The organism is Chryseobacterium sp. Leaf404 (genome assembly GCF_001424145.1).
Lineage (GTDB): Bacteria > Bacteroidota > Bacteroidia > Flavobacteriales > Weeksellaceae > Chryseobacterium.
In genome coordinates, this window is record NZ_LMQM01000010.1 from 287,625 (window position 1) to 308,272 (window position 20,648).

26 protein-coding genes are annotated in these 20,648 nt (G+C 37.8%); 8 read left to right on the forward strand and 18 right to left on the reverse strand.

Features of this window, described 5'->3' with window-relative positions; all coding sequences use genetic code 11:
* The first annotated feature begins 33 nt into the window (after positions 1-33).
* Entirely contained in the window at positions 34-396 is a 363-nt protein-coding gene (locus tag ASG31_RS07115) for a response regulator transcription factor (RefSeq protein ID WP_056029845.1), read from the forward strand.
* Positions 397-587: 191 nt separating this feature from the next.
* The gene (locus tag ASG31_RS07120; protein ID WP_056029848.1) at positions 588-1,184 is read left to right on the forward strand and encodes a Crp/Fnr family transcriptional regulator; all 597 of its coding nucleotides are present in this window, start codon (positions 588-590) and stop codon (positions 1,182-1,184) included.
* An 83-nt stretch (positions 1,185-1,267) separates the two neighbouring features.
* Here ASG31_RS07120 and ASG31_RS07125 read toward each other — a convergent pair whose 3' ends face one another.
* From ASG31_RS07125 to ASG31_RS07140, 4 genes are all read right to left on the reverse strand, one after another.
* Positions 1,268-2,434 (reverse strand): zinc-dependent alcohol dehydrogenase, encoded by a 1,167-nt coding sequence (locus ASG31_RS07125; RefSeq protein ID WP_056031344.1) that lies wholly within the window; start codon positions 2,432-2,434, stop codon positions 1,268-1,270.
* 1 nt (position 2,435) lies between these two features.
* The gene (locus tag ASG31_RS07130; RefSeq protein ID WP_056029851.1) at positions 2,436-4,604 is read right to left on the reverse strand and encodes a catalase; all 2,169 of its coding nucleotides are present in this window, start codon (positions 4,602-4,604) and stop codon (positions 2,436-2,438) included.
* Between the two features lie 160 nt (positions 4,605-4,764).
* On the reverse strand, positions 4,765-4,986 hold the full coding sequence (locus ASG31_RS07135) for a hypothetical protein (protein WP_056029854.1): 222 nt from the start codon (positions 4,984-4,986) through the stop codon (positions 4,765-4,767).
* Positions 4,987-5,121: 135 nt separating this feature from the next.
* A complete protein-coding gene (locus tag ASG31_RS07140) occupies positions 5,122-5,718 on the reverse strand; it encodes a Crp/Fnr family transcriptional regulator (RefSeq protein ID WP_056029857.1) in 597 nt (198 codons plus the stop codon).
* Between the two features lie 471 nt (positions 5,719-6,189).
* Between ASG31_RS07140 and ASG31_RS07145 the strand changes: the two genes are divergently transcribed.
* Both ASG31_RS07145 and ccoG read left to right on the forward strand, forming a co-directional pair.
* Positions 6,190-6,816 (forward strand): ferritin-like domain-containing protein, encoded by a 627-nt coding sequence (locus tag ASG31_RS07145; protein ID WP_056029860.1) that lies wholly within the window; start codon positions 6,190-6,192, stop codon positions 6,814-6,816.
* A gap of 199 nt (positions 6,817-7,015) precedes the next feature.
* Positions 7,016-8,470, forward strand: a complete 1,455-nt coding sequence (gene ccoG / locus ASG31_RS07150) for a cytochrome c oxidase accessory protein CcoG (RefSeq protein ID WP_056029863.1) — start codon at positions 7,016-7,018, stop codon at positions 8,468-8,470.
* 75 nt (positions 8,471-8,545) lie between these two features.
* Here ccoG and ASG31_RS07155 read toward each other — a convergent pair whose 3' ends face one another.
* Both ASG31_RS07155 and ASG31_RS07160 read right to left on the reverse strand, forming a co-directional pair.
* A complete protein-coding gene (locus ASG31_RS07155) occupies positions 8,546-9,163 on the reverse strand; it encodes a hypothetical protein (protein WP_056029866.1) in 618 nt (205 codons plus the stop codon).
* A 112-nt stretch (positions 9,164-9,275) separates the two neighbouring features.
* Positions 9,276-9,776 carry a CinA family protein gene (locus tag ASG31_RS07160; protein WP_056029868.1) on the reverse strand — a complete coding sequence of 167 codons (501 nt, stop codon included), beginning with the start codon at positions 9,774-9,776 and terminating at the stop codon, positions 9,276-9,278.
* Positions 9,777-10,361: 585 nt separating this feature from the next.
* On the opposite strand from ASG31_RS07160, the gene ASG31_RS07165 reads away from it, so the two are divergent.
* On the forward strand, positions 10,362-10,775 hold the full coding sequence (locus ASG31_RS07165) for a hypothetical protein (protein WP_131725515.1): 414 nt from the start codon (positions 10,362-10,364) through the stop codon (positions 10,773-10,775).
* 61 nt (positions 10,776-10,836) lie between these two features.
* Here the strand turns inward: ASG31_RS07165 and ASG31_RS07170 are convergent, their stop codons facing one another.
* Genes ASG31_RS07170 through ASG31_RS18340 form a run of 7 tightly spaced genes read right to left on the reverse strand, consistent with a single transcriptional unit; the run spans position 10,837 to position 13,120 of the window.
* Positions 10,837-11,022, reverse strand: coding sequence for a hypothetical protein (locus ASG31_RS07170; RefSeq protein WP_056029874.1), 186 nt, complete (start codon positions 11,020-11,022; stop codon positions 10,837-10,839).
* 42 nt (positions 11,023-11,064) lie between these two features.
* Positions 11,065-11,493, reverse strand: a complete 429-nt coding sequence (locus ASG31_RS07175; protein ID WP_056029877.1) for a hypothetical protein — start codon at positions 11,491-11,493, stop codon at positions 11,065-11,067.
* Between the two features lie 59 nt (positions 11,494-11,552).
* Positions 11,553-11,894, reverse strand: coding sequence for an RNA polymerase sigma factor (locus tag ASG31_RS07180; protein WP_056029880.1), 342 nt, complete (start codon positions 11,892-11,894; stop codon positions 11,553-11,555).
* Between the two features lie 32 nt (positions 11,895-11,926).
* A complete protein-coding gene (locus tag ASG31_RS07185) occupies positions 11,927-12,196 on the reverse strand; it encodes a hypothetical protein (protein WP_056029883.1) in 270 nt (89 codons plus the stop codon).
* A gap of 17 nt (positions 12,197-12,213) precedes the next feature.
* The gene (locus ASG31_RS07190; RefSeq protein WP_056029886.1) at positions 12,214-12,447 is read right to left on the reverse strand and encodes a hypothetical protein; all 234 of its coding nucleotides are present in this window, start codon (positions 12,445-12,447) and stop codon (positions 12,214-12,216) included.
* 10 nt (positions 12,448-12,457) lie between these two features.
* Positions 12,458-12,919 (reverse strand): PA2169 family four-helix-bundle protein, encoded by a 462-nt coding sequence (locus tag ASG31_RS07195; protein WP_056029889.1) that lies wholly within the window; start codon positions 12,917-12,919, stop codon positions 12,458-12,460.
* A 30-nt stretch (positions 12,920-12,949) separates the two neighbouring features.
* Positions 12,950-13,120 carry a lmo0937 family membrane protein gene (locus tag ASG31_RS18340; RefSeq protein ID WP_056029892.1) on the reverse strand — a complete coding sequence of 57 codons (171 nt, stop codon included), beginning with the start codon at positions 13,118-13,120 and terminating at the stop codon, positions 12,950-12,952.
* A gap of 149 nt (positions 13,121-13,269) precedes the next feature.
* On the opposite strand from ASG31_RS18340, the gene ASG31_RS07205 reads away from it, so the two are divergent.
* Positions 13,270-13,722, forward strand: coding sequence for a ferritin-like domain-containing protein (locus ASG31_RS07205; RefSeq protein WP_056029895.1), 453 nt, complete (start codon positions 13,270-13,272; stop codon positions 13,720-13,722).
* A 95-nt stretch (positions 13,723-13,817) separates the two neighbouring features.
* Complete coding sequence (locus ASG31_RS07210; protein WP_056029903.1) at positions 13,818-14,270, forward strand: hypothetical protein; 453 nt, start codon at positions 13,818-13,820, stop codon at positions 14,268-14,270.
* A 55-nt stretch (positions 14,271-14,325) separates the two neighbouring features.
* Here ASG31_RS07210 and ASG31_RS07215 read toward each other — a convergent pair whose 3' ends face one another.
* From ASG31_RS07215 to ASG31_RS07230, 4 genes are all read right to left on the reverse strand, one after another.
* Entirely contained in the window at positions 14,326-15,585 is a 1,260-nt protein-coding gene (locus tag ASG31_RS07215; RefSeq protein ID WP_056029906.1) for an NAD(P)/FAD-dependent oxidoreductase, read from the reverse strand.
* Positions 15,586-15,729: 144 nt separating this feature from the next.
* The gene (locus tag ASG31_RS07220) at positions 15,730-16,908 is read right to left on the reverse strand and encodes a hypothetical protein (RefSeq protein WP_056029909.1); all 1,179 of its coding nucleotides are present in this window, start codon (positions 16,906-16,908) and stop codon (positions 15,730-15,732) included.
* Complete coding sequence (gene glf, locus ASG31_RS07225; protein ID WP_056029913.1) at positions 16,895-18,001, reverse strand: UDP-galactopyranose mutase; 1,107 nt, start codon at positions 17,999-18,001, stop codon at positions 16,895-16,897. The genes ASG31_RS07220 and glf overlap by 14 nt, the downstream gene beginning before the upstream one ends.
* Positions 17,994-19,106 (reverse strand): glycosyltransferase family 1 protein, encoded by a 1,113-nt coding sequence (locus ASG31_RS07230; RefSeq protein WP_056029916.1) that lies wholly within the window; start codon positions 19,104-19,106, stop codon positions 17,994-17,996. Before ASG31_RS07230 ends, glf begins: the two co-directional genes overlap by 8 nt.
* A gap of 233 nt (positions 19,107-19,339) precedes the next feature.
* Between ASG31_RS07230 and ASG31_RS07235 the strand changes: the two genes are divergently transcribed.
* Positions 19,340-19,567 carry a hypothetical protein gene (locus ASG31_RS07235; RefSeq protein WP_056031347.1) on the forward strand — a complete coding sequence of 76 codons (228 nt, stop codon included), beginning with the start codon at positions 19,340-19,342 and terminating at the stop codon, positions 19,565-19,567.
* 256 nt (positions 19,568-19,823) lie between these two features.
* Here ASG31_RS07235 and ASG31_RS07240 read toward each other — a convergent pair whose 3' ends face one another.
* The gene (locus ASG31_RS07240; RefSeq protein ID WP_056029919.1) at positions 19,824-20,597 is read right to left on the reverse strand and encodes a glycosyltransferase family 32 protein; all 774 of its coding nucleotides are present in this window, start codon (positions 20,595-20,597) and stop codon (positions 19,824-19,826) included.
* Positions 20,598-20,648: the final 51 nt, after the last annotated feature.

A 20,648-nucleotide genomic window follows, 5' to 3' on the forward strand; every position in this document is an offset into this window, starting at 1 on the left:
ATTCCTTGGCTTCGGTTTTGCTTATCCACGGGTATGAAAACTATTTACATTGTTGAAGACGAGACGGGCATCAGAGATGCTTTGCAACTGCTCTTGTCATTTGAAAATTACGAAGTACGCTCTTTTTCTACAATCGAAGCGTTTAACAGCAGAAATCAAGCAGAAATTCCTGATATTTTTATCCTTGACGTGATGATGCCGGATGGTTTGGGAACAGATGTGTGTAATGAGCTGAAAAAAAATCCGTCTACCGCAAACGTGCCAGTGATGATCATGAGTGCTCACGCTAAAAACACCGAAGTAACAAAAAGCTGCAATGCAGACGTTTTTGTGAGTAAACCCTTCGATATTGATGACGTAATTGAGAAAATAGAAAGCTTAATAAGCAAATCTTAGAATTTTTAAACCTATATTTATTTATAGCCGGCAGCTTTCAGTTTGTCGGCATTTCTGTTTTATGTTAAGTTGAAGAAAATCATTACTGAAAAAATATTTTTATGATTTGGGTCATAAAGGTATGTATATTGATGTTTTATCTTTAAATTACTGAGGAAGCAAAGAAGGCTGTTTGTTTAAATTAAAATATTATGTTAATAGAAAAAGAACTATTATTAAAATACGGTGCGGTGGAAGAAGTTTTCAACCGGTCTGATGTAATCTTTGACGAGGGAGACACTCCCAAATATTATTACCAGATTCTCGAAGGAAGAATCAAGCTAAACCACTATAACGATGAAGGAAAAGAGCTTATTTTAGCCATTTTAGACAAGGGTTTAAGCGTCTGCGAGCTTCTTTTATTTATAGATAAAAAATATCCTGTAAATGCAGTCACATTTGAAAGATGTACTGTGCTGAAACTTCCAAAGAAAGATTTTGATCTTTTACTGGACGAAAATCCCAAAGCGGCCAGCGATATCCGGAAATTTTTGGCAGAACGTCTCTATTACAAATACATTATGCTGGAAAATAATTCTGCGCTAAGCCCTGATACAAGAATTACAGGAATGCTGGAGTACCACAAAAGTTTCAGTGATAAAAAAGAAAAATACTCGTACGAAATACCGCTTACAAGACAGCAGATTGGTGCACTCACAGCCCTCAGGGTAGAAACAGTGATCCGGACCGTAAAAAGACTGGAGAAAGAAAACTACCTGAAAATTATCAACAGAAAAATATTTGTTTAGTTCTAAAACTTCATAAAAAAACAACAGCTTCAAAAATGAAGCTGTTGTCTGTAAAAACGAATTTATAAAAAATTGAGTATACTTTAACTCCAGGGATCTAAAATCACCTTTACGCAACCATCTTCTTTTTTATCAAAAATATCATAGCCTTTTGCCACATCATTTAACGACAGACGGTGTGTAATAATATCGTCGAGCCTCACCTGCCCGCTTTCTACATATTTCAGCAATTTATCAATGATAGCGTGTACGGGAGCCTGTCCTGCTCTCAGTAGAATTCCTTTATCAAAAATCTGCCCGAGTCTGAAGTTATCATAATTGACAGCATAAACCCCTAAAACGGAAACGGTTCCGCCTCTTCTTACGCCACTCATGCAGGCTTCCAAAACTTTCATTGAACCTTTTTCAAAATTGATGACAGCCTTTGCTCTGTCCAGTAACGAACGTTCAGGTTCAAAACCTACGGCATCAATACATAAATCTGCACCTCTGCCATTGGTCATTTCTCTTATTTTTTCAACAGTAGATTCTGCATCTTCCCACAAAATGATTTCACAACCGGTGAGTTTTTTAATCTGGTCTAATCTGTACTGTAAGGTATCAATTACGATTACTTTTCCGGCGTTATGCAGAACAGCACTTTTTACAGACATTGATCCTACGGGACCTGCCCCGAAAATCGCTACCGATTCGCCACCCTTCAGATCTCCCCACATCACACCTGTGTAACCAGTAGGGAAAATATCGGTGAGGAACAGTGCCTGCTCATCAGTAAGAATATCAGGTACTTTTCTGGGCCCGAAATTGGCATAGGGAACACGTACATACTGGGCCTGTCCGCCGTTATAACCTCCATAAAGGTCTGTATAACCGAACATTCCACCGCCCTTCTCTGTCAAAATCCCGCCTTCCGGACCGTAGTTTTCTACATTAGAATTTTCGCATCCTGAGGGAAGATCATTTTCACAGAAATAGCAGCATCCGCAGGCAATAGGAAATGGTACCACTACCCTGTCTCCCTGATGCAGATGGGTAATATTTTTACCTTTTTCTACAATTTCTCCCATAAATTCGTGCCCCATCACCATGGGCCTCGGCTGAGGAATTCCTCCCGAATACATGTGTAAATCACTGCCACAGATTGCTGTGGATGTTACTTTGAGAATAATATCATTTTCGTCCTGTATAGTGGGATCTTCTACTGTATCGCAGGTAATTACACCTGGTGAATGAAAAACGGCTGCTTTCATATTAATTATTTTTAGATTGGTTTTCGTTACCGGTAAATCCGTTTCTGTATTTTTCAAATTCCCAAACTCTGTGAGATGCAACAGCTTTAATAAAACTGCTGTCTGAATTGCTGCTGTTTTCCAGAATTACCGCAGGATCTTCAGAATGGAAATCTGCTGCGTCTGTTTTATCAAAAAACAGAGCAGTTTCTTTATCAAAGAAAATTGCCTTACAGTGTCTATATGCTTCGTTCACAAATTCTGTCACACTGTTTTTATAATCCGGATGAAGCCACTTTTGGGTAGATTTTTCACCGGCTGCTACGTAAACAGCATCAAAACATACGCTCATGATGCTTGAGATTGAATGTTTGGGAGTTATTTCTGTACCGTCATTTGCGATGACGCCAGCCATCTCTGGTGCCACAAACTGTACTACAGCTCCCTGATCTTCCAGTTTTGATTTTAATTCTTCAACGCGGTCTGCATTACACCCATCTGCTACCAGAAACGCAATTATTCTGGATTCAACAGAATCTTTAACTGTATTTTTCATGCTCAGTGCGTCAGAAGAATCAAGTGAAGTTTCGCGCTCTTCGCTCTGTAAAGATTCAATATCTGCGTCTGCCGGAATACTGCCGTTGGGCTGTTCCAGAGTTTTCACTTCCACTCCCAGTTTTTCTGCAACCTTCTGAGCCAGTTCTTTGTTGATGAAATTAAGCTGCGAAACCATTCTTTCCCGGATTGCCGGTATGGTTACTTTGGATAATTCAAAAACCAACGCTTTCTGAAGGTGAGTTTTTTCCGGTGTACTCTGGCTGTTGTAAAATAATTTTGCCTGAGAATAATGTTCAACGAAAGATTCACTTCTTGCCCTGATTTTTGTACCGCTAATTCTTTCGCCGTAGGTATCAAAACCGCCTTCAGACAACATAGCCTGGTAAGGGCACCCGCCACCCATAGAATTAGGCTCATAGCTTACTTTTCCTTTGGCAATCTGCTGTCTCATGTGACCGTCCCGCTGATTATTGTGAACGGTAGGAACAGATTTATTGATAGGTATCTCATGAAAATTAGGTGATCCTAATCTTGATAATTGGGTATCTGTGTAAGAAAATAATCTGCCCTGAAGCAAAGGATCATTGGTGAAATCTATACCCGGAATCAAATGCCCGGGATGAAAAGCAATCTGCTCGGTTTCTGCGAAGAAATTGTCTGGATTTCTGTTGAGGGTAAGCGTTCCCATGATTTCTACAGGAACGGTTTCTTCAGGTATTAATTTGGTAGGGTCTAAAAGATCGAAATCAAAATCAAATTCATTCTCTTCCGGAACAATCTGTACTCCCAGATCCCACTCCGGATAAGCACCGTTTTCTATAGCTTCCCAAAGATCTCTTCTGTGAAAATCAGGATCTGCACCAGAAATTTTCTGCGCTTCAGGCCACGCAACGGAATGTACACCCAGTTTTGGTTTTAAATGAAATTTCACAAAAAAGGCAGCACCTTCACTGTTGATAAATCTGAAGGAATGAACGCCAAAACCTTCCATCATTCTGTAACTTCTCGGTAATGCGCGGTCGCTCATCAGCCACATAATCATATGCATACTTTCGGGCATCAGAGATATAAAATCCCAAAAAGTATCATGTGCAGAGGCAGCCTGTGGAATTTCATTGTCCGGTTCGGGTTTTACTGCGTGTACCAGATCAGGAAACTTCATTGCATCCTGTATAAAAAACACGGGAATGTTGTTTCCCACCAGATCATAATTTCCTTCATCTGTATAAAATTTGATTGCAAAACCACGAACATCTCTCGCCAAATCTGTACTTCCTCTGCTTCCTGCAACGGTAGAAAATCTTACAAAAACAGGCGTTTCTTTTTCTAAATCTGTAAACAATTTAGCTTTGGTAAACTGCTCCATGTTTTTTTTCAGTTTAAAAACTCCGTGTGCGCCGGATCCTCTTGCATGTACAATTCTTTCGGGAATTCTTTCATGGTCAAAATGGGTGATTTTTTCCCTTAAAATAAAATCTTCCAGGAGTGTGGCTCCACGCTCGCCATCCTTAAGCGAGTCTTGATTGTTACGGATTTTTAGTCCCTGGTTTGTTGTGAGTTTTTCGCCAGAATTATCTGTTTTAAATAAATTAAGCTGATCCAGCTTATCATTGTTTTCTTTTTCTGTATCCATATTATTTAATTGTGTGAATGTTGTTTTAACTGATAAATTTAATATCGTTATGAATCAATCGGTATCAAAAAACCAATTGATTATTGAAGCTGAAGAGATATTTTGACGCAGAAAGAGCTCTGCATCATCTGTCTGAGAAAGTTGTATAACTGAGTTTATGTTATTTTCTGGCAGGAATCTGTGTGCTGTCGGTTTTTGATTTTGGCAGATTTTGTATGGGTGCGTTTAGTGATGCGGTGTCAGAAGGTGTCTGTTCCATGGATGTGTCGCCAGGTACAGTTGCGGTGGTAGTATCTGCAGTGCTACTGTTCTCAGATTTTTCTTTTGAACAGCCTGTAAGCGTTGCCCCTGCTGCGAGGCAAATCAGGAAAATAGTTTTCATAAAATATAAATTTGATGTTGGTATCACCAAATGTAGCGCGATAAATCAACGATTGCTATGACTCAAGTCATACACTGTGTTTAAATCTGAAATTTTAAGAAATTATTCTATCGATATTGTACAGCTGTTATTCTCCTAAAAACAGATTTTACCGTTAGAAATTCTGACGAAATTCTGCTTTTCCAGCTTTTTCACTGTTCTGATAACTGTTTCCACACGCAAACCGGTGAGAGATGCAAGCTGCTGTCTTGAAAAAGGTACGGTGAATTCATAAGGCTCTGTGATCTGATGGTGAGATTTTAAAAATTCCAGAACCTTCAGAATCCGGTGCGCAGGATTGTTTACAGATAATGTGGTAAGCATTCTGTAGCGGTAAAACATTCTCTCTGAAGTGTAAGACATCACTTTGTTCATCAGAACGGTATCACAATTAAGAATATCTAAAAAAATGTCTTTTCTGACTCTTAAAATCTCAGAATCATTCAAAACTTCCGCATTGATGCAGTAGGGAACATTGTACCACAGAAAAGTTTCGGCAAAGCAGTGCCCGTCAGACGGCAGACTGTGTATAAATTCGCTGCCGTCGTCTTTATAAGAATTAATTTTTACGAGACCGGTTTTTATCTGGTAGTAATATTTCGGTACTGAACCTTCTGAAAAAACGGTGTCGCCGGCTTTATATTTTTGAATTTCTGCTCCATTTTTAAAAAGTAATTCTTCGTCAATAATCATAAATCATGAGTAGTTTAAAAAACCATTGCAAAGTTTCTCAGAAAGAAGAAGTATCTCACTTGCTCTGCAATAAAATCTAATGTAAAAATAGCAGTATAATGCCCATTAATACTATGACTATAGACATAAGAAATTACCAATGAATCTGTATTGCAGATCACGCCGGGAGTTTAAAAACTAAAAAAGAACCGATCTTAAATTTAGTACTACTCAGTTTAAAGACGGTTCCAAAAATGTTAGAAATATTACTTTTAATGATAAAAAACAATCAACTGTCTCTGAATGTAATTTTTAAGTTACAATCCCAAGATAAGTTCGTTTGGAATTTAAACATAATTCATAAGATATCATAAAGATTCCTTCAATCAAATACAGCAATAAATTATTTAGATACCACAATAAATGTTTTTCCCCGTTGATGGTCTGGAAATTGCAAATTTGTGAATATTGAAATCACTTAAAATATAAAATATGGAAACTAAAAAAGCACCTGCTAAAAAAGCACCTGCTAAAAAAAGTCCGGCAAAGAAAATGACGGCAACGGCTACAAAAGCTCAGTCTAAAATTCAGGTAAAAAACAATCCTAAAACTCCCGCAAAAAAAGACGCGGCTAAAAGTCTGAGTGATCTCTTTGAAGATTCTCTCAAAGACATCTACTGGGCAGAAAAAGCACTTTCTAAGGCACTTCCCAAGATGCAGAAAAATGCAACAGACCCAAAACTGAAGCAGGCCTTGGGAGATCATCTTGAGGAAACAAAAGAGCAGATCACCCGTCTTGAAGGGTGCTTTAAAGCACTAAACAAAAAAGCCGAAGCCAAAAAATGTGATGCAATGCAGGGGCTTTTAGATGAAGGTAAAAGCATAATGGAAGAAACAGAACCTGGCGCTGTTCGGGATGCAGGTATCATCGCAGCTTCACAAAAAGTAGAACATTATGAGATTGCTACATACGGAACATTAGCTGCCTATGCAAAAATTCTGAAAGAGAAAGAATGCCTCAAACACTTGCTAAGCACACTTGATGAAGAAAAAAACTGCAATAATCTCCTTACGAAAATTGCAGATACAAATCTCAATTCCAAAGCAATTAAAGCATAAACTTAAAGATCCTGAAAAGGGTCTTTTTTTTTGATGCCTGCAAATATTTTTCATTTAGACCCCAATTTGTGAGTGCGGTCATAAATCAAAATAAATCAATTGCTTACATCGTTAAATTGCTGTTTTTTGGTATTATACTTGTTCGTTTTCAGCACGAACTTTCTAAACAAAATTTCATTATTCTTTTTAAAAAATCATTATGGATTCAGAAGACAACTTAGATGTACGTGGTGGGCAGGGGCAGGTTTTAGATCCTGAAACTTACCGGGATTCTATCGGAACACTGGAACAGTCTGGAAAGAGAAAATGGGTGTTTCCTAAAAAGCCTAAAGGAAAGTTTACCAATTACCGCACAATTGTAGCGTATATTCTGCTGGCATTTTATCTTGCCGTACCCTTTATCAGAATCAATGGCAATCCTTTTTTGCTTTTGAATATTATTGACAGGGAATTTTTTATTTTCGGTCAGCCTTTTTACCTGCAGGATTTTTTCCTTCTTACACTGGGTGCTATTGTAGGTTTAATATGTATCATCATTTTCACGATTGCATTCGGAAGAATATTCTGTGGATGGATTTGTCCGCAGACCATTTTTCTGGAAAGCGTTTTCAGAAAAATTGAATTTGCCATTGAGGGAGACAGAAACAGACAGATGAAACTGGACAGACAGGAATGGGATGCAGAGAAAATAGGAAAAAGAGCCTTAAAATGGAGTGTCTTTTTTATCCTCTCCCTGATCTTTACTCACTTTATGATGATGACGATTGTTGGTTACGAAGAAGTCTTTAAGACTATTGCCGAAGGACCATTAGCTCATCCCACCAATTTTATAGTAATCATTCTCTTCACTGCTGCATTCTACTTCGTCTTTGCATGGTTCCGGGAGCAGGTCTGTACATTGGTGTGCCCTTATGGAAGGTTGCAGGGAGTATTGATTGATAAAGATACCATTAATGTTTTTTACGATTACAAAAGAGGCGAAAACAGGGCAAAATGGAGAAAAGATGAAGACAGGAAAGCCGCCGGAAAAGGTGATTGTATAGACTGCCATCAGTGTGTAGTGGTCTGCCCTACCGGAATTGATATCCGTGACGGACAGCAACTGGAGTGTGTAAACTGTACAGCGTGTATTGATTCCTGTGACGAAGTAATGGTGAAGGTAGGTCTTCCCAAAGGACTCATTAGATATGCTTCTGAAACTGAAATTGAAACCGAAAAGCCCACCAAATTTACCGGAAGAATGAAGATTTTCATTATCCTGCTCATGGCACTGCAGATCTTTTTAGGTTTTCTGCTCTACAGCCGGGGTGATATGGAGGCGAAATTTATAAAACCCGCAGGCAGTACTTATTTTGTAAACAACGGAGTAATTACAAACACCTACAACTATACATTTCTGAACAAGTCCAACGATAAAAAAACGGTAACGGTAAAAGTGATCGAGCCATCTCACGGAGAAGTTATTTTCAGCGGATTAAGTACCATCACAATTCCTAAAGACAAAATTTCAAAAGGAACCATCAGTATCAGGTTTCCAGAAAAAGAGATGAATCTCTCCAAACAGAATATCACCATTGGTGTTTATGATTTGGAGGGAAATCTGATTGATTCTTATGATACCTATTTTGAGGGACCTTTCAAACTTCAGTTTTGATCCAAAAAAAAGGAGCGTGTTTTACAAGACGCTCCTTTCAAATCATATTTTGAAATTAATTTTACTGAGGACTATTCACTCATCAAAGTCAGTCATTCCATTAACAAGACATTCCCACTGAATTTTAGAAAAACCTAAAATGCCGCCTATGGCAATTAAGAAATTTCTCGCAGAATTCAGAATGCCGGATTTGTAATTAGATTTTTCATTTCTGCCGTAAACTCCAGCCAAACTATAGTCTGAACCTTTGGCGATGATAAAAGTAGATGTGGATTCTGCAGAGTAAAAATGTGCAATTTTTTTGCTGTCCGGAGTTTTGGGATCCGGCGCTGGTCTGCATTGCATCAGAAGACGGTCTGGTGATTCAAGATCAAGCCAGTCAATCACTGCCCAGTCAAATGATCTCCCCACCGTGCCGCCGGGACCAGGAATGTCTATCCGTATATAATCTCCCGTCTGTGGCAGCCGCTCAACGGTGTTTCCCCGTAAATCACAGAGTTTAAAATCTGCTGAACTTTCCGGACAAAAGTTTTTCCAGTAATTAATTGCAAAAAATCTTTCTTTAAGATGATGAAACTGTAAATCAATATCTTCATCATATTTAATCTTTCGAACACTTTCTGAATCGTGAAATCCTCCCGTTACCTGCTTCGGAACTCCGGGAATATTTTTAGGCTCATCACTTTTTTTCATATTTTAGATTGGTTTGATTTGTTTTTTCTGAATTACAAGCTTCACTACGCAGAAATTCTTTTCCTCAAACTTTTGGCCTGGGAAAATAATATTCATCGGTTATATAAATGAATTATTTAAGAACTAAATTCTGTGTCAGTCCGCTCTTGAAGCAGCCTAAGATAAAATCTGTGTAGTACAGCTGTGCGGTTACAGATTCAGTTTTATTGTGAAGTTCAAGCTTCTTGGTAAGAATCACCTGGCCTTTGTACACGAAAGAAAAATAAGTGAATATTTTGTAGGAAGAATCTCTGCCCGGACTGCAGTATCCGGTAGTTGCAATGGCCCAGTCGGTATCAAAGAGCTCTGCTACTTTGAGCGCCATCTGCTCAGAAATATTTTCTGAAACGCCTTCACATTCAGAAGTTTCTTTAGCATTAATTTTAAGAATCCGTATTTTATCTGCCATGTTAAATGCCGTGATTCCGCCTTTAAAAAAGAGTGTTGCATTAGACATCTGTGAAAATGCCTGCTGAAGACATCCGGAAGTCACGCTTTCTGCCACAGAAACGGTTTCGCTGGCACCAATCAGAGATTCGCTGATGTAATTTAGAAGATTTGTATTGAGTTGCATGATATTTTATTTTTAAGTGGTGTGGAGTAATTTAATTTTCTTACCTACAGAATGTGTAAAAACTCTTGAAACGAAAATCAGGAATTATGCAGATAAGCCCGGAATCAAAACGAAAAGGTAATGGCAAAAAATAATGAGCCCTACTAAGTGTTGAGATAAAGTTTATAATTCAATGTTCAGGAAATGCTGGCTATCATTCAAAAAGAGAGCATGAAAACTGCTTGAAAAGCGCAAATTTCAGGTTGGGTTTTATTTTCATATTAATTTAATTTGGTGCATGGTAAATGTAACATTTTAATCGTCAATATCTTATGACTGGAAACATAATCCCGGATTAATTTTTAATATTCAACATAAAAACGCTGGTATTTTTGTGAAGTTTTAATCGCAGTTACCTTATTGATGGGGGTATTTTTCAAAAATTTTTTAAGTGTACTATTTCTGAAAATCATCCTGAAAATGAGAAATATTCATTTAAAAAAAATCTGTCTTTTTAATAGAAAGCAGTCTTCACTTGGTCTCATTATTGAATTTAAAATGATGTATTAAATTTTAAATATGACAACCAAATTAAAAAATAATAATATGTTAAAAAAAATGATCGCAGGTTTGGGAGGTGCTGTTGCACTTAACCTTCTGCACGAAGTTGTGAGAAAGACCTGTAAAGACGTTCCACACATCAATGAGCTCGGCGAGGAAGCTCTAAGTAAAATGACTGATGGCACAGCGATGAAAATTACAAACCCAGACCAACTCTACGCCGCTACTCTGGCAGGTGATGTTATCAGCAATTCTGTGTATTATGCTACCACGGCTACCACACACGATTTTGCAAGCGGTCTGCTCGCTGGTGTGGGTGCAATTGCATTGCCTCAGAAATTAGGTTTAGATCCTGATCCCGTTGCCGGCACTACCCGGAAGAAAGTGATGACGGTGGGATATTATCTTTTCGGAGCCATTGTTACGAAACTTATTTATGACCAGATTAAAGAAAAGTAAAACAATAAAAAAAGCATCATCCTGACAGATGGTGCTTTTTTTAAACATATTTCTATGTAGTTTAACTTTCGTCTCTGGTGTTTTTTACGAGACCAATTCCTGCAGAGAAGAAAATTAATCCTATTACACCAATCACACCCATTGTGGTGTACGCCTCACTTTTCTGCAAGAGCAAATACCCTGTGTAAAGTAATCCCGCAATTCCTAATAATGTGAGAATGGTTCCAAATGTTCTTTTAACGTTCATAACAGTTTATTTTAAATGATTGATTTCAAAACTCATTCCATTTCATGCAAAACACTTTGATTTGCATACAGAATTTAAAGTCTGAAGCAGTTTCCTGAATTCCGCAGAATAGTTTAAGCTGGTAGAATCGCCTGTCTGTAAAGGATATTCTTCATATCCAAAGAAATAATAATGTTTCTGTTCATCATTAATTTTCATCTCCAGCTCCCACTCTTTTCCTTCAAAAATTTCGTCGTTGATATAATTTTCTTTCCAGCCGTGGATGCCTATTTCCTCAAAAGTTGAAATGAGTTGTTTCTCACTGTTTTCGGAGATTTTTTTATCGGGATTCTGAAGAATCTCTTTAAAATACCCAAAGTACTCGCTGATGTAAACAAAGCCTTTATCGATGATGAGTTCGGCACTTTTTCCGTTAGAATTTCCTAAAAAGAAACGCAGGAAATCAATCTTTTCTATCGTATTATTGAACATAGTATCTAATGTGATTAAATACTTCGGGTTTAGAACCAGAAGATTTTATTTATATTTTTCTACACTGTATTTTTAATGAATTCTTGATCTGCTGGATCAAATTTGAGCTCCTGTAGATCTGATTTTTTGCCTGAAACTGAAGATTTTCGCAGAGATCTCATCAGAACTGCAACACACCACGATTTCAGCTGAGCCTGATTGCCGCTGAAATTTTCAAGATCTCTCCAGATATTGGTAAACGTTACAATCATCATTTCTTCAGCAAGATCCCTTTCACCAAGACACTGTAATGCCAATCCGTAAAACTGACTGTTGAGTTCCGAATATAGAAAGTCAAAAGTCTCACGATCTTTTTGTTTCAGCAGTGCGCCGCAGTTGATATGTTTTTCTGGTGACGTCATGGTTTTAAAATCAATAGTTGCTTCATCAGGTGTTAATCTGTGTATTTGCTGTCTTTATGAACGCTTATTTTGCCACCGTAAAAATAGATGGCAATTTCTAACGCATTTTCAAAATCGATATCGTGAAATTTCTTTTTCATATCTTTCATATCACGCTGGGAAATCTGGATTTTGAAGGGATTAAACTGCGATTCCGAGATCATTCCTTCAATTATTTTTTTCTTAGGATATTTTACGATAACGTTTTCTATGCTTTCTGCGGGTAGCGTCAGTTCGCTTTTCAGCAGATTATTTACTTCCATGTTGATTTTGTTTTAAATTAATGATCCTCATCTTCTTTTCTGATGCTTACAATCTGATACTCGTCTGCGGATGAAAACTCTTTACATGATTCATCTGTGCAGCGTTCAGGGTTTTTCAGAAAATAATCTATATGATTTACACTTTCTTTGGTATCATCCGGAGTAATAAGGATGTGATACAGTTTTAATACAGATTCATCTGCATTTTTTACCGACTCTTTTTTTTGTTTTAATGCCTCATCAAAAGTCATACTGCTCGTTTTATTTTTTTTTACTGTATGCTAAAATTTCTGTGAACTGTTTGTGCGACTGTTTGAGATGGTACAGATGATCTGCCAGAACAGATTTTGTTTCTGCTGAAAATCCATCATCCTGAAGTGCTTTTTCATACGTCTTGTATGCAGATTCTTCCTCAGAAATCACACTTTCTAATGTAGAATTTACAGAGTCTATATTAAACGCACTTTTGATATCAATCCACGTGCTGTGAAGATTTCCGAGGACGCTTGAAGAGTCTTCGCTGCTTTGGTTCTCGTTCTCACGCAGAATATTGATCAGCTCATTTTTCATTATTTTGGTGTGCGAAATCATCTTGTCATATTCAGATTTAATATCCGGATAACTTTCCCAAATCTGACCCTCCACTTTTTCAAACGCCGAAATTCTGTCATTAGTGATCTGTACAAGATCCTTTATTACCGCCTGGGCTTCCTGTGTTTCCATGATATAATATTTTGTGATTGGTTTTAAGATTTAATCTAAAGGTCTTCTGCCTGTGAGAAGATTGATGATAATAACAATAATTGCAATTACCAGTAAAATATGAATCAGATTTCCTGTATCTAATCCCGGTACAAATCCCAGCATACCGAGAATCCAGACTGCGATGCAGATTACGGCTACAAGCCAGAGAATACTTCTCATAAGAATATAATTTAGTGTGTGTACAGACAGAGATACAATTAGTCTGCCCTTTTTCCTGCGGTATAAAACTTTAGATACCACACGTGATTTTATGGGCTTTTAAGGCACCATTATTGTAATTTAGTTACTACCAAAAATAATAAAGTAATATGGACAACACGAAAACAGTTTCAGTATTGAATGATCTACTGACGATTACCAACGACAGAATTCAGGGATTTTCTAAAGTAGAAGATAAAGTCTGGGAAGGCTACCCTCACCTGCGCGCAGATTATGACAACATGGTTGCACAGTCTGCTACAATGAAAAACGAACTTACTAATCTGATTACAGAACGCGGCGGAGAGCCAGACCATACAGGGTCCGCAGCGGGATCGGTTCACAGAGCGTGGATTGACGTGAAAAACGCTTTTGCAGGCGACAATGCTGAGGCAAGTCTTGGAAATGTAGTTTATGGAGAAAATGCCGCCATCAACGCTTACCAAAGTGCGCTGGACAGCGGAGATCTTTGCCCGGAAAGCTCAAAAACAGTACTTGACCAGCTGCATCATTTGAAAGCTTCACACGACAAATTTAAAAATCTTGAAGAGCTGAAAAACTAAATAAAATCATCCGCTTCCTTTACGGGAGCGGATTTTTTTATGATTTCAATCAGCGGATTTACATTAGATTTTCTGTTGTTTTACAAAAAAAAGAAATGACTAAATTTCTGCTCTTTCTTTCCCTTATGTGTTTTTCCTGCTTTTCAGCACAACTCTTGAGCTTTGAGAATCTTCAGCATCTCTCTCATTCTTCAGAGCAGATTCTTGATACCCAACTTTCTGCACATTTTGATTTGCTTCACCATCCCGAAGATAGCAAAGAAAATATAAAAGTTTACAGCAATAAGCACTTATCTGACAGCAAATTTACCGTTCTCACTGTTTTCCTGAAAGATTTAGGCTGCCATGTATTTTCAATTGTTTCGCACGACATAGAACAAGTGGAATTGTTTAAAAATAATTTAAGAACAGATCAGTTTCAGTCAGAAATTATTCAGAATAACGCTGGTGAAGAACTTCACGTTTACACCGATAAAAAAATAAAAATTTTAATTAAAAATCCGGATCCCTCTTTAGATGCGCACCAGATTGTCTGGATGTGTAAGTAAAGTAAGTCCGGATCTAATCTTGACAGTGTTTCAGGCAAAGTATAATTTCCAAAAACTAATTCTCTTTCCTGGGCTTCATGATCATTCGGATGGAGGCATTGTTGGTAATAAATAATCTGAACCATTCTGCAGCAAGCCGGAATCTGTTTCTAAAACCGGTAAGTGGAATAATGTGGATAAAAAGCCAAGTGAACCATGCTAAAATACCGGTGAAAGAAAATTTGGGCAGATCTACTACAGCATTGTATTTTGAAATAATCGCCATACTTCCTTTATCATTATATCTGAAAGGTTTTAGAGGTTTACCAGCAATTCTGTTTCTAAAATTTCTCGCTAAAAGTTTTGCCTGCTGAATAGCTACCTGTGCTACCTGCGGATGACCCTTGGGGAATGCCGGATCTGACATGTTTATGCAGATATCGCCCAGCGCGTAGATGTTTTTAAAACCATCAACCAGATTGTGAGAATCTACTGTAATTCTTTTACCTTTTGCCAGCGAAGCTTCAGGAATACCGTCAACGGTTCTTCCCACAACTCCGGAAGACCAGATCAGTGTTTTTGTCGGGATTTTTGTGCCGTCAGAAAGAATGACATTATCTTCTACATAATCTTTTACAGAAACATTCAGTTTTATATTTACTCCCAGTCTTTTGAGGTTTTCGTATGCTGTTTTTTTTGCAGTGTCGCTCATGTTTGAGAGCAGTGAGGGCAAAGCATCCACAAGATACAGATTAGAATGGCCAAGCGCGATGTCGGGATAGTCTTTTTCTGCGATATAGCCAGCCATTTCCGCAATCATACCTGCCAATTCTACGCCTGTAGGTCCTCCTCCGGCTATTACCACGTTGATGAGACTTTGTACACTTTCGGTTTTTGCATTCCGCGAGGCTGCTTCCAGATTTTGAAGGATATGATTTCTGATGTACAGGGCTTCATCAACCGTTTTCATCGGTAGTGCATATTTTCTTACATTTTCCAGCCCGAAAAAATTGGTTTCTGTGCCGAGAGCCAATACGAGCTCATCATAGTATAAAACTCCTTGGTCTGTGATTACTTTATTTTCTTCAGGAACTACTCTTTCCAGACTTGCCATGTAAAGACTGACGTTGGAGTATTTAGAAAACAGTTTTCTGAAAGGATAGGAAATATGAGAAGGCTCAATAAAAGCCGTGGCAACCTGATAGATAAGCGGTGGAAAAAAATGATAATTATTTCTGTCTACAAGTGTGATTCTGAATCTGTCATCGTCTCCGATGGTTTTGATTAAATTTAATCCGGCGAAACCTCCTCCTACAATTACAATGTGCTTTTCCATAGCAAATATTTTATTGTTATAAGTTTAACCAATATGAGACCAAATACAGGCAAAAAATGAATTAAACTGAACAAAATAAAGCTGCGGAAAATTGTGGTATTTTTACTTAAAACAGAGTTGTTAAACCGACTTTATAAAATTCACTCAAATTAAAACCGAAATACGGTTCAGTTTATTCTGAAATGATTTCAATGCTTCAAAACTGCTTTGATCTACGTGTCTTTGCAGAGAAACAGGATCAAAAATATCCCAGATTCCGCTGTGATGCCAGTCGTTGAGGTTGTCCCAGTCTGGTCTGTCAACCACTGGGTAAAAACAGCAGCCTAAAAGTGGCAAACCTGCTTTTAAAACTGATACGCATTCTTCTGTGACTGACTTTATCCACTTTGCACGGTCTTCGCCGGGATGGCTGGTTTCTGAAATAACTATGGGTCTTCCGTATCTTGTGAAAACAGTTTCAATCAAATTTTGAAGCGTTCTGTATTGTGGATGTGGTGGCTCTTCTGCCCAAGGTAAATAGTCATGAGTCTCGTTAGTCCATTGATTGTTATAGTAAAAATTGACTCCTATGATGTCTAAATATTCTGGCTTACCGCGAAGTTCCGGACAGATTTTCCCGGATAAAATATCGTGTACCTGAAACTGTTCGTAATGCTTTTCTTGAGCAGCAAGCAGAGAATAAGTGTCACCCGGATTATCTGACACGATACTGATTAAAGGTTCTGTGACCATAATCCTTATTGCAGAATCTACCGATTTCATCATTTCTATTCCCTCGATATAGGCTTTCATTAATGCATATTTCACTTCCCAGCCCTGCCCCACGCAGTATGGCGAAGTTCCTTTCACATCCCCGCCAAGCCATGAGATAAAACTGACCTCGTTGATTGGTGTAACAATTAGAAGACCATCCGGAACCAGACTTCTGTATTTTATTACAAATGCTCTGCAAAGATGGCTGAATCGTCTTGCAAACATAGGATGGAGAGGCGTGAGATCATCGGGGTAACCAAAATGACAGATGTCCCAGATCACCTGTATATTTTTGTCTTGTGAAACGGAAATTAATCTTTCCACTTCAGACCAGTCATAGTGGTAAGGTTTTTTTTCTACAGCACTCCAGCGAATCCCTTCGCGTACCGTTTTAATGTCTAAATTGTTGAGGTGGTCATAATCTTGCTCCAGAAATCTGTCGTGACCTGAAATTTCATATAAATCTATTCTTTTTCCGTAGGCATTCTGGTGGTCTGCACATTCAAATCCGCCCATCAGAAAACTGTTGAACGGATTGCTGTCTGAAGCTGGAAAATCATTGCTGAACATACTCTTCCTTATTTTTTATTTTCCTGAAAAGTGCCAGAGACTGCGCAACTACCTGATCCATGTTGTAATATTTATAGGTTCCCAAACGCCCTGTAAAAAGTACATCCGGATGTTGCTCTGCCAATTTTCTGTACTGATTGTAAATTTCCTGGTTCTGCTTTCTGGGAATGGGATAATAAGGATCTCCTTCTCCAGTGGGATATTCATAAACTATTGTTGTTTTATCGTTTTTCTGTCCCGTTAAAAATTTAAACTCGGTAATTCTGGTGTATAAATTAGAGGTTGGAAAATTAATGGTTCCTGTTTCCTGATAATTATCCTGGCTGAGGGTTTCAAATTTAAAATCAATCGAACGGTAAGGAAGTTTACCATAGCAGTAATTAAAATAACTGTCAATAGGCCCTGTATAAATTAGTTTTTTAAACGGAATAATATCCAGAATATCTTCATAATCTGTCTTCAGCATGATGCTGATATTTTTATGAGACAGCATCTTTTTAAACATTTCAGTATATCCGTTCTTTGGCATTGCCTGGAAGGTATCTGTAAAATATCTGTCATCTTTATTGGTTCTCGTGGGAACACGTGCGGTAACCGAAGCGTCCAGCTCTGATGGGTCAAGATCCCACTGTTTTTTGGTATACCCTTTAAAGAATTTCTCATACAGCTCCTTTCCTACCGCGTTCAGGACCACGTCCTCAGAAGTAAGAATAGGATTTCTTTTTTCTGCTTTTGAAGCAAGAAAATCTGTAACTTCATCTGACGTTAAATTTTTACCGTAAAGTTCGTTTATCGTTGTGAGATTAATAGGAATTGGAACCAGTAAACCGTCTACACTTCCCAAAACACGGTGTTCGTAAGGTCTCCATTCTGTAAATTTTCCTAAATATTTAAAAACATCCTCAGAATTGGTATGAAAAATATGCGGTCCGTATTTATGAATCAGAATTCCTTCTTCGTTATAAAAATCGTAGGCGTTCCCGGCAATGTGATCTCTTTTGTCAACAATTAAGATTTTTTTTCCTTCACTGGCGAGTCTTTCCGCTAAGACTGCTCCGGCAAAACCACAGCCTACTATTAAAAAATCATACATGGTTGATCTGCTTTTGTTTGTTAGTTATTTCAATTTTATCAATTAATGCGTTCATTCTGCTGAAGGCCTGATCCCAAGATTCATCCTCCAGAAAATGGTCTACAGTACGCAGCCAGTGGTCTCTGTCTGGATCTGCCATTATTTTTTCTGCAGCCAGAATAAAGGAGTCTGCATCATCGATAATCTGTACCAGTGATGCGTTACCATACGGCTGCACCACGTCTCTTATTGCGGTAGAAATCACTGGTTTTCCTGCTGCCAGATATTCGGGAGTTTTAGTGGGGCTTATAAATTCTGTAGATTCATTCAGAGCAAATAAAATCAAAGCAATATCCCAGTGTGCGATGTAAGATGGAAGTTCTGAGTAGCTTTTGGAGCCTAAATAATGAATATTTTCTGCTCTCGGCAGATCATCAGGATTTATTTTAACTACAGGCCCTATGATTACAAACTGCCAGTCCGGACGCTGGGCAGATACATCTCTCAGAAGTTCAATGTCAAATCTTTCATCCACAACACCGAAGAACCCCAGTCTGGGAAATCCTATCGCACACTGATCTTCAGGATCCGGCTGATATTGTCTCGCTTTTTCAAAATGAGACTTGTCTATACTGCTGGGCATCGCATGGATATTGTGGTGTCTGCCTTTTTTTGCCTGATATAGAGAATGACCTCCTGTGAAAACCACATCTGCCTTTCTGAAAAGTTCTTCTTCCATCTCCAAAAGCTTTGGCGGAGCAAACCTGAATGCCGAAAGCTCATCCATAGAATCAAAAATAACTTTCTGAGGCTGTAGCATACCTGTAAACTGCAGTGCCATTGGTGTGTAGTACCAGGTAAGATAATCTTTAATATCATACTCTCTCAAAACATTCAAAATCAAATTCTGAATCCTCTGGTTTGTAAACTCATTATGCTCAGAAATAATAAGCTCAATAATGTAAACGCCATCCTGAATATTGACAGTATATCTGTCTGAATCTCCAAGTTTAGGCTCTTCAAAATAGAAAACCTGATACTGTTTGGCAAATCTTGTGAGTAAATGTTGTGGTCTTTGGTACACAAAGTTCCACGATAAGTGACTGAAACATAGTAAATACTTCATTTTTGATGTGTGTGGTTTAATTGTTAACAATTTATTAGAACTTATCTTAAATTGTTATGACTATAGTCATAGTTTTTAAATATTAAAAATTTGAAAATTTTGGCTTGATTTTAGTGAAAAGTCTTCAAAATATTTAAACCAAATATTTTTCTCTTTAAGTTGAAAAGTTCTCAGACAAAATGATGGCTTTTTCTCTCAGATGAATGATCCGGTTTTTATTTAAAAAAGAAAATATGGCAACAAAAGAATTTAAAAAGGAAGATTTTACGCAGAATCAATCCGGAGAATATTCGGTAGAATACAAAACCGAAGAAATTGGTCAGGGAAGCAACCTCATTATTGAGGAAAAAATCAGCGATGGTGAATATCAGGTCGTTCAGGTTCCTGTAAGACGGCAAAATGACAGCATCTTTATCATTTTTTCTGAACCTGTGGATGGCCGTTTGATTATTGAAAAATAATCCTGAAAAAATTAAAGCAAAAACCAGAAATGTGACTGGAAACACAATTTAATTATTCCGGTTTTTATAAATTTGTGACAGGGAAAATGCTCTAATGCAACATAACCTTATTTTCATCATTTGTGTTTTTTAGCCTTCTCTCACGGGAAGGCTTTTTTTTAACCAATTAGTTCTGTGAGCAACAAATGAACCTTAAAAAAAAGAATGACCATCTGTGATGATGGACATTCTTATGAGTATTAAGCGATATCTGTGATCAATTCTTACGCAGATATTCTTCAATCTCATCTCTTGGCAGCAGATCCAGAATATCATTGATGTCAATTATTTTGTGCTTTGTGATAATGCTTTCAACAGCTGTTTTTACGCAAGGCTCTGTCACTAATCTTTCTAAAAGTCCGTACACGTTTACCATTTTTTTATGGGTATTTTCTTCATCTCCCCCAAACCATGAACCGTTGAAATGGTGGCTTACGTAATTCTTCGGCAAGTCCTGAGAAAAATAGACTGAGGGATAAAGTGTTACACCATGCTTAAGATGCTGAATGGTATCACTGTGCCGGTCTGCGCCATATTTCTCTTCAAGCATTTCAGAGAAAATGTCTGTGTTGATTCTTTCTACAAACCCATCCTGACTGTCATAATACGCTACAAAATCTTTAGAAAGCTGATGCTGAGGTTCTGCCATCCAGAAAGCCGAGTAAGGAACGCCCTTCACTTCAAATCCACAAACAGCTTTTTCATTTAAAAATTCATCCAGCGGAAGTTTGAGAACCATGTCGGTATCCATATAAATACCGCCATGTTCGAGCATTACTTTTGAGCGTACATAATCTGATACAAATGCCCATTTCTCTTGTTCGAACGCTTCTTTTACGTAATTATTGTCTTTCAGTGGCGCATTAGATTCATTCCATTCGATTATTTCAAAGTCTGGGTGAATCTTCTTCCACGTAGCGAGACAGTGCTCAGCAAGTTCATCTTTTTCTTTCCCGCCAAACCAGCAGTAATGTATTTTTTTTGGAATCATAAATTAATGTATTTGATGTGATTGATTACAGAACAGCAAACCCGCTCTTTC

Coding starts and splice junctions, on each gene's coding strand:
- ASG31_RS07145 (WP_056029860.1), top strand. CDS start 6,190: ATGGAAACTAAAAAAGCACCTGCTAAAAAAGCACCTGCTAAAAAAAGT.
- ASG31_RS07185 (WP_056029883.1), bottom strand. CDS start 12,196: ATGGAAGTAAATAATCTGCTGAAAAGCGAACTGACGCTACCCGCAGAA.
- ASG31_RS07215 (WP_056029906.1), bottom strand. CDS start 15,585: ATGGAAAAGCACATTGTAATTGTAGGAGGAGGTTTCGCCGGATTAAAT.
- ASG31_RS07160 (WP_056029868.1), bottom strand. CDS start 9,776: ATGCAACTCAATACAAATCTTCTAAATTACATCAGCGAATCTCTGATT.
- ASG31_RS07135 (WP_056029854.1), bottom strand. CDS start 4,986: ATGAAAACTATTTTCCTGATTTGCCTCGCAGCAGGGGCAACGCTTACA.
- ASG31_RS07195 (WP_056029889.1), bottom strand. CDS start 12,919: ATGGAAACACAGGAAGCCCAGGCGGTAATAAAGGATCTTGTACAGATC.
- ASG31_RS07140 (WP_056029857.1), bottom strand. CDS start 5,718: ATGATTATTGACGAAGAATTACTTTTTAAAAATGGAGCAGAAATTCAA.
- glf (WP_056029913.1), bottom strand. CDS start 18,001: ATGTATGATTTTTTAATAGTAGGCTGTGGTTTTGCCGGAGCAGTCTTA.
- ASG31_RS07180 (WP_056029880.1), bottom strand. CDS start 11,894: ATGACGTCACCAGAAAAACATATCAACTGCGGCGCACTGCTGAAACAA.
- ASG31_RS07165 (WP_131725515.1), top strand. CDS start 10,362: ATGTTAAAAAAAATGATCGCAGGTTTGGGAGGTGCTGTTGCACTTAAC.
- ASG31_RS07130 (WP_056029851.1), bottom strand. CDS start 4,604: ATGGATACAGAAAAAGAAAACAATGATAAGCTGGATCAGCTTAATTTA.
- ASG31_RS07120 (WP_056029848.1), top strand. CDS start 588: ATGTTAATAGAAAAAGAACTATTATTAAAATACGGTGCGGTGGAAGAA.
- ASG31_RS07155 (WP_056029866.1), bottom strand. CDS start 9,163: ATGAAAAAAAGTGATGAGCCTAAAAATATTCCCGGAGTTCCGAAGCAG.
- ASG31_RS07220 (WP_056029909.1), bottom strand. CDS start 16,908: ATGTTCAGCAATGATTTTCCAGCTTCAGACAGCAATCCGTTCAACAGT.
- ASG31_RS07210 (WP_056029903.1), top strand. CDS start 13,818: ATGACTAAATTTCTGCTCTTTCTTTCCCTTATGTGTTTTTCCTGCTTT.
- ASG31_RS07230 (WP_056029916.1), bottom strand. CDS start 19,106: ATGAAGTATTTACTATGTTTCAGTCACTTATCGTGGAACTTTGTGTAC.
- ASG31_RS07175 (WP_056029877.1), bottom strand. CDS start 11,493: ATGTTCAATAATACGATAGAAAAGATTGATTTCCTGCGTTTCTTTTTA.
- ASG31_RS07235 (WP_056031347.1), top strand. CDS start 19,340: ATGGCAACAAAAGAATTTAAAAAGGAAGATTTTACGCAGAATCAATCC.
- ASG31_RS07115 (WP_056029845.1), top strand. CDS start 34: ATGAAAACTATTTACATTGTTGAAGACGAGACGGGCATCAGAGATGCT.
- ccoG (WP_056029863.1), top strand. CDS start 7,016: ATGGATTCAGAAGACAACTTAGATGTACGTGGTGGGCAGGGGCAGGTT.
- ASG31_RS07170 (WP_056029874.1), bottom strand. CDS start 11,022: ATGAACGTTAAAAGAACATTTGGAACCATTCTCACATTATTAGGAATT.
- ASG31_RS07205 (WP_056029895.1), top strand. CDS start 13,270: ATGGACAACACGAAAACAGTTTCAGTATTGAATGATCTACTGACGATT.
- ASG31_RS07240 (WP_056029919.1), bottom strand. CDS start 20,597: ATGATTCCAAAAAAAATACATTACTGCTGGTTTGGCGGGAAAGAAAAA.
- ASG31_RS07125 (WP_056031344.1), bottom strand. CDS start 2,434: ATGAAAGCAGCCGTTTTTCATTCACCAGGTGTAATTACCTGCGATACA.
- ASG31_RS18340 (WP_056029892.1), bottom strand. CDS start 13,120: ATGAGAAGTATTCTCTGGCTTGTAGCCGTAATCTGCATCGCAGTCTGG.
- ASG31_RS07190 (WP_056029886.1), bottom strand. CDS start 12,447: ATGACTTTTGATGAGGCATTAAAACAAAAAAAAGAGTCGGTAAAAAAT.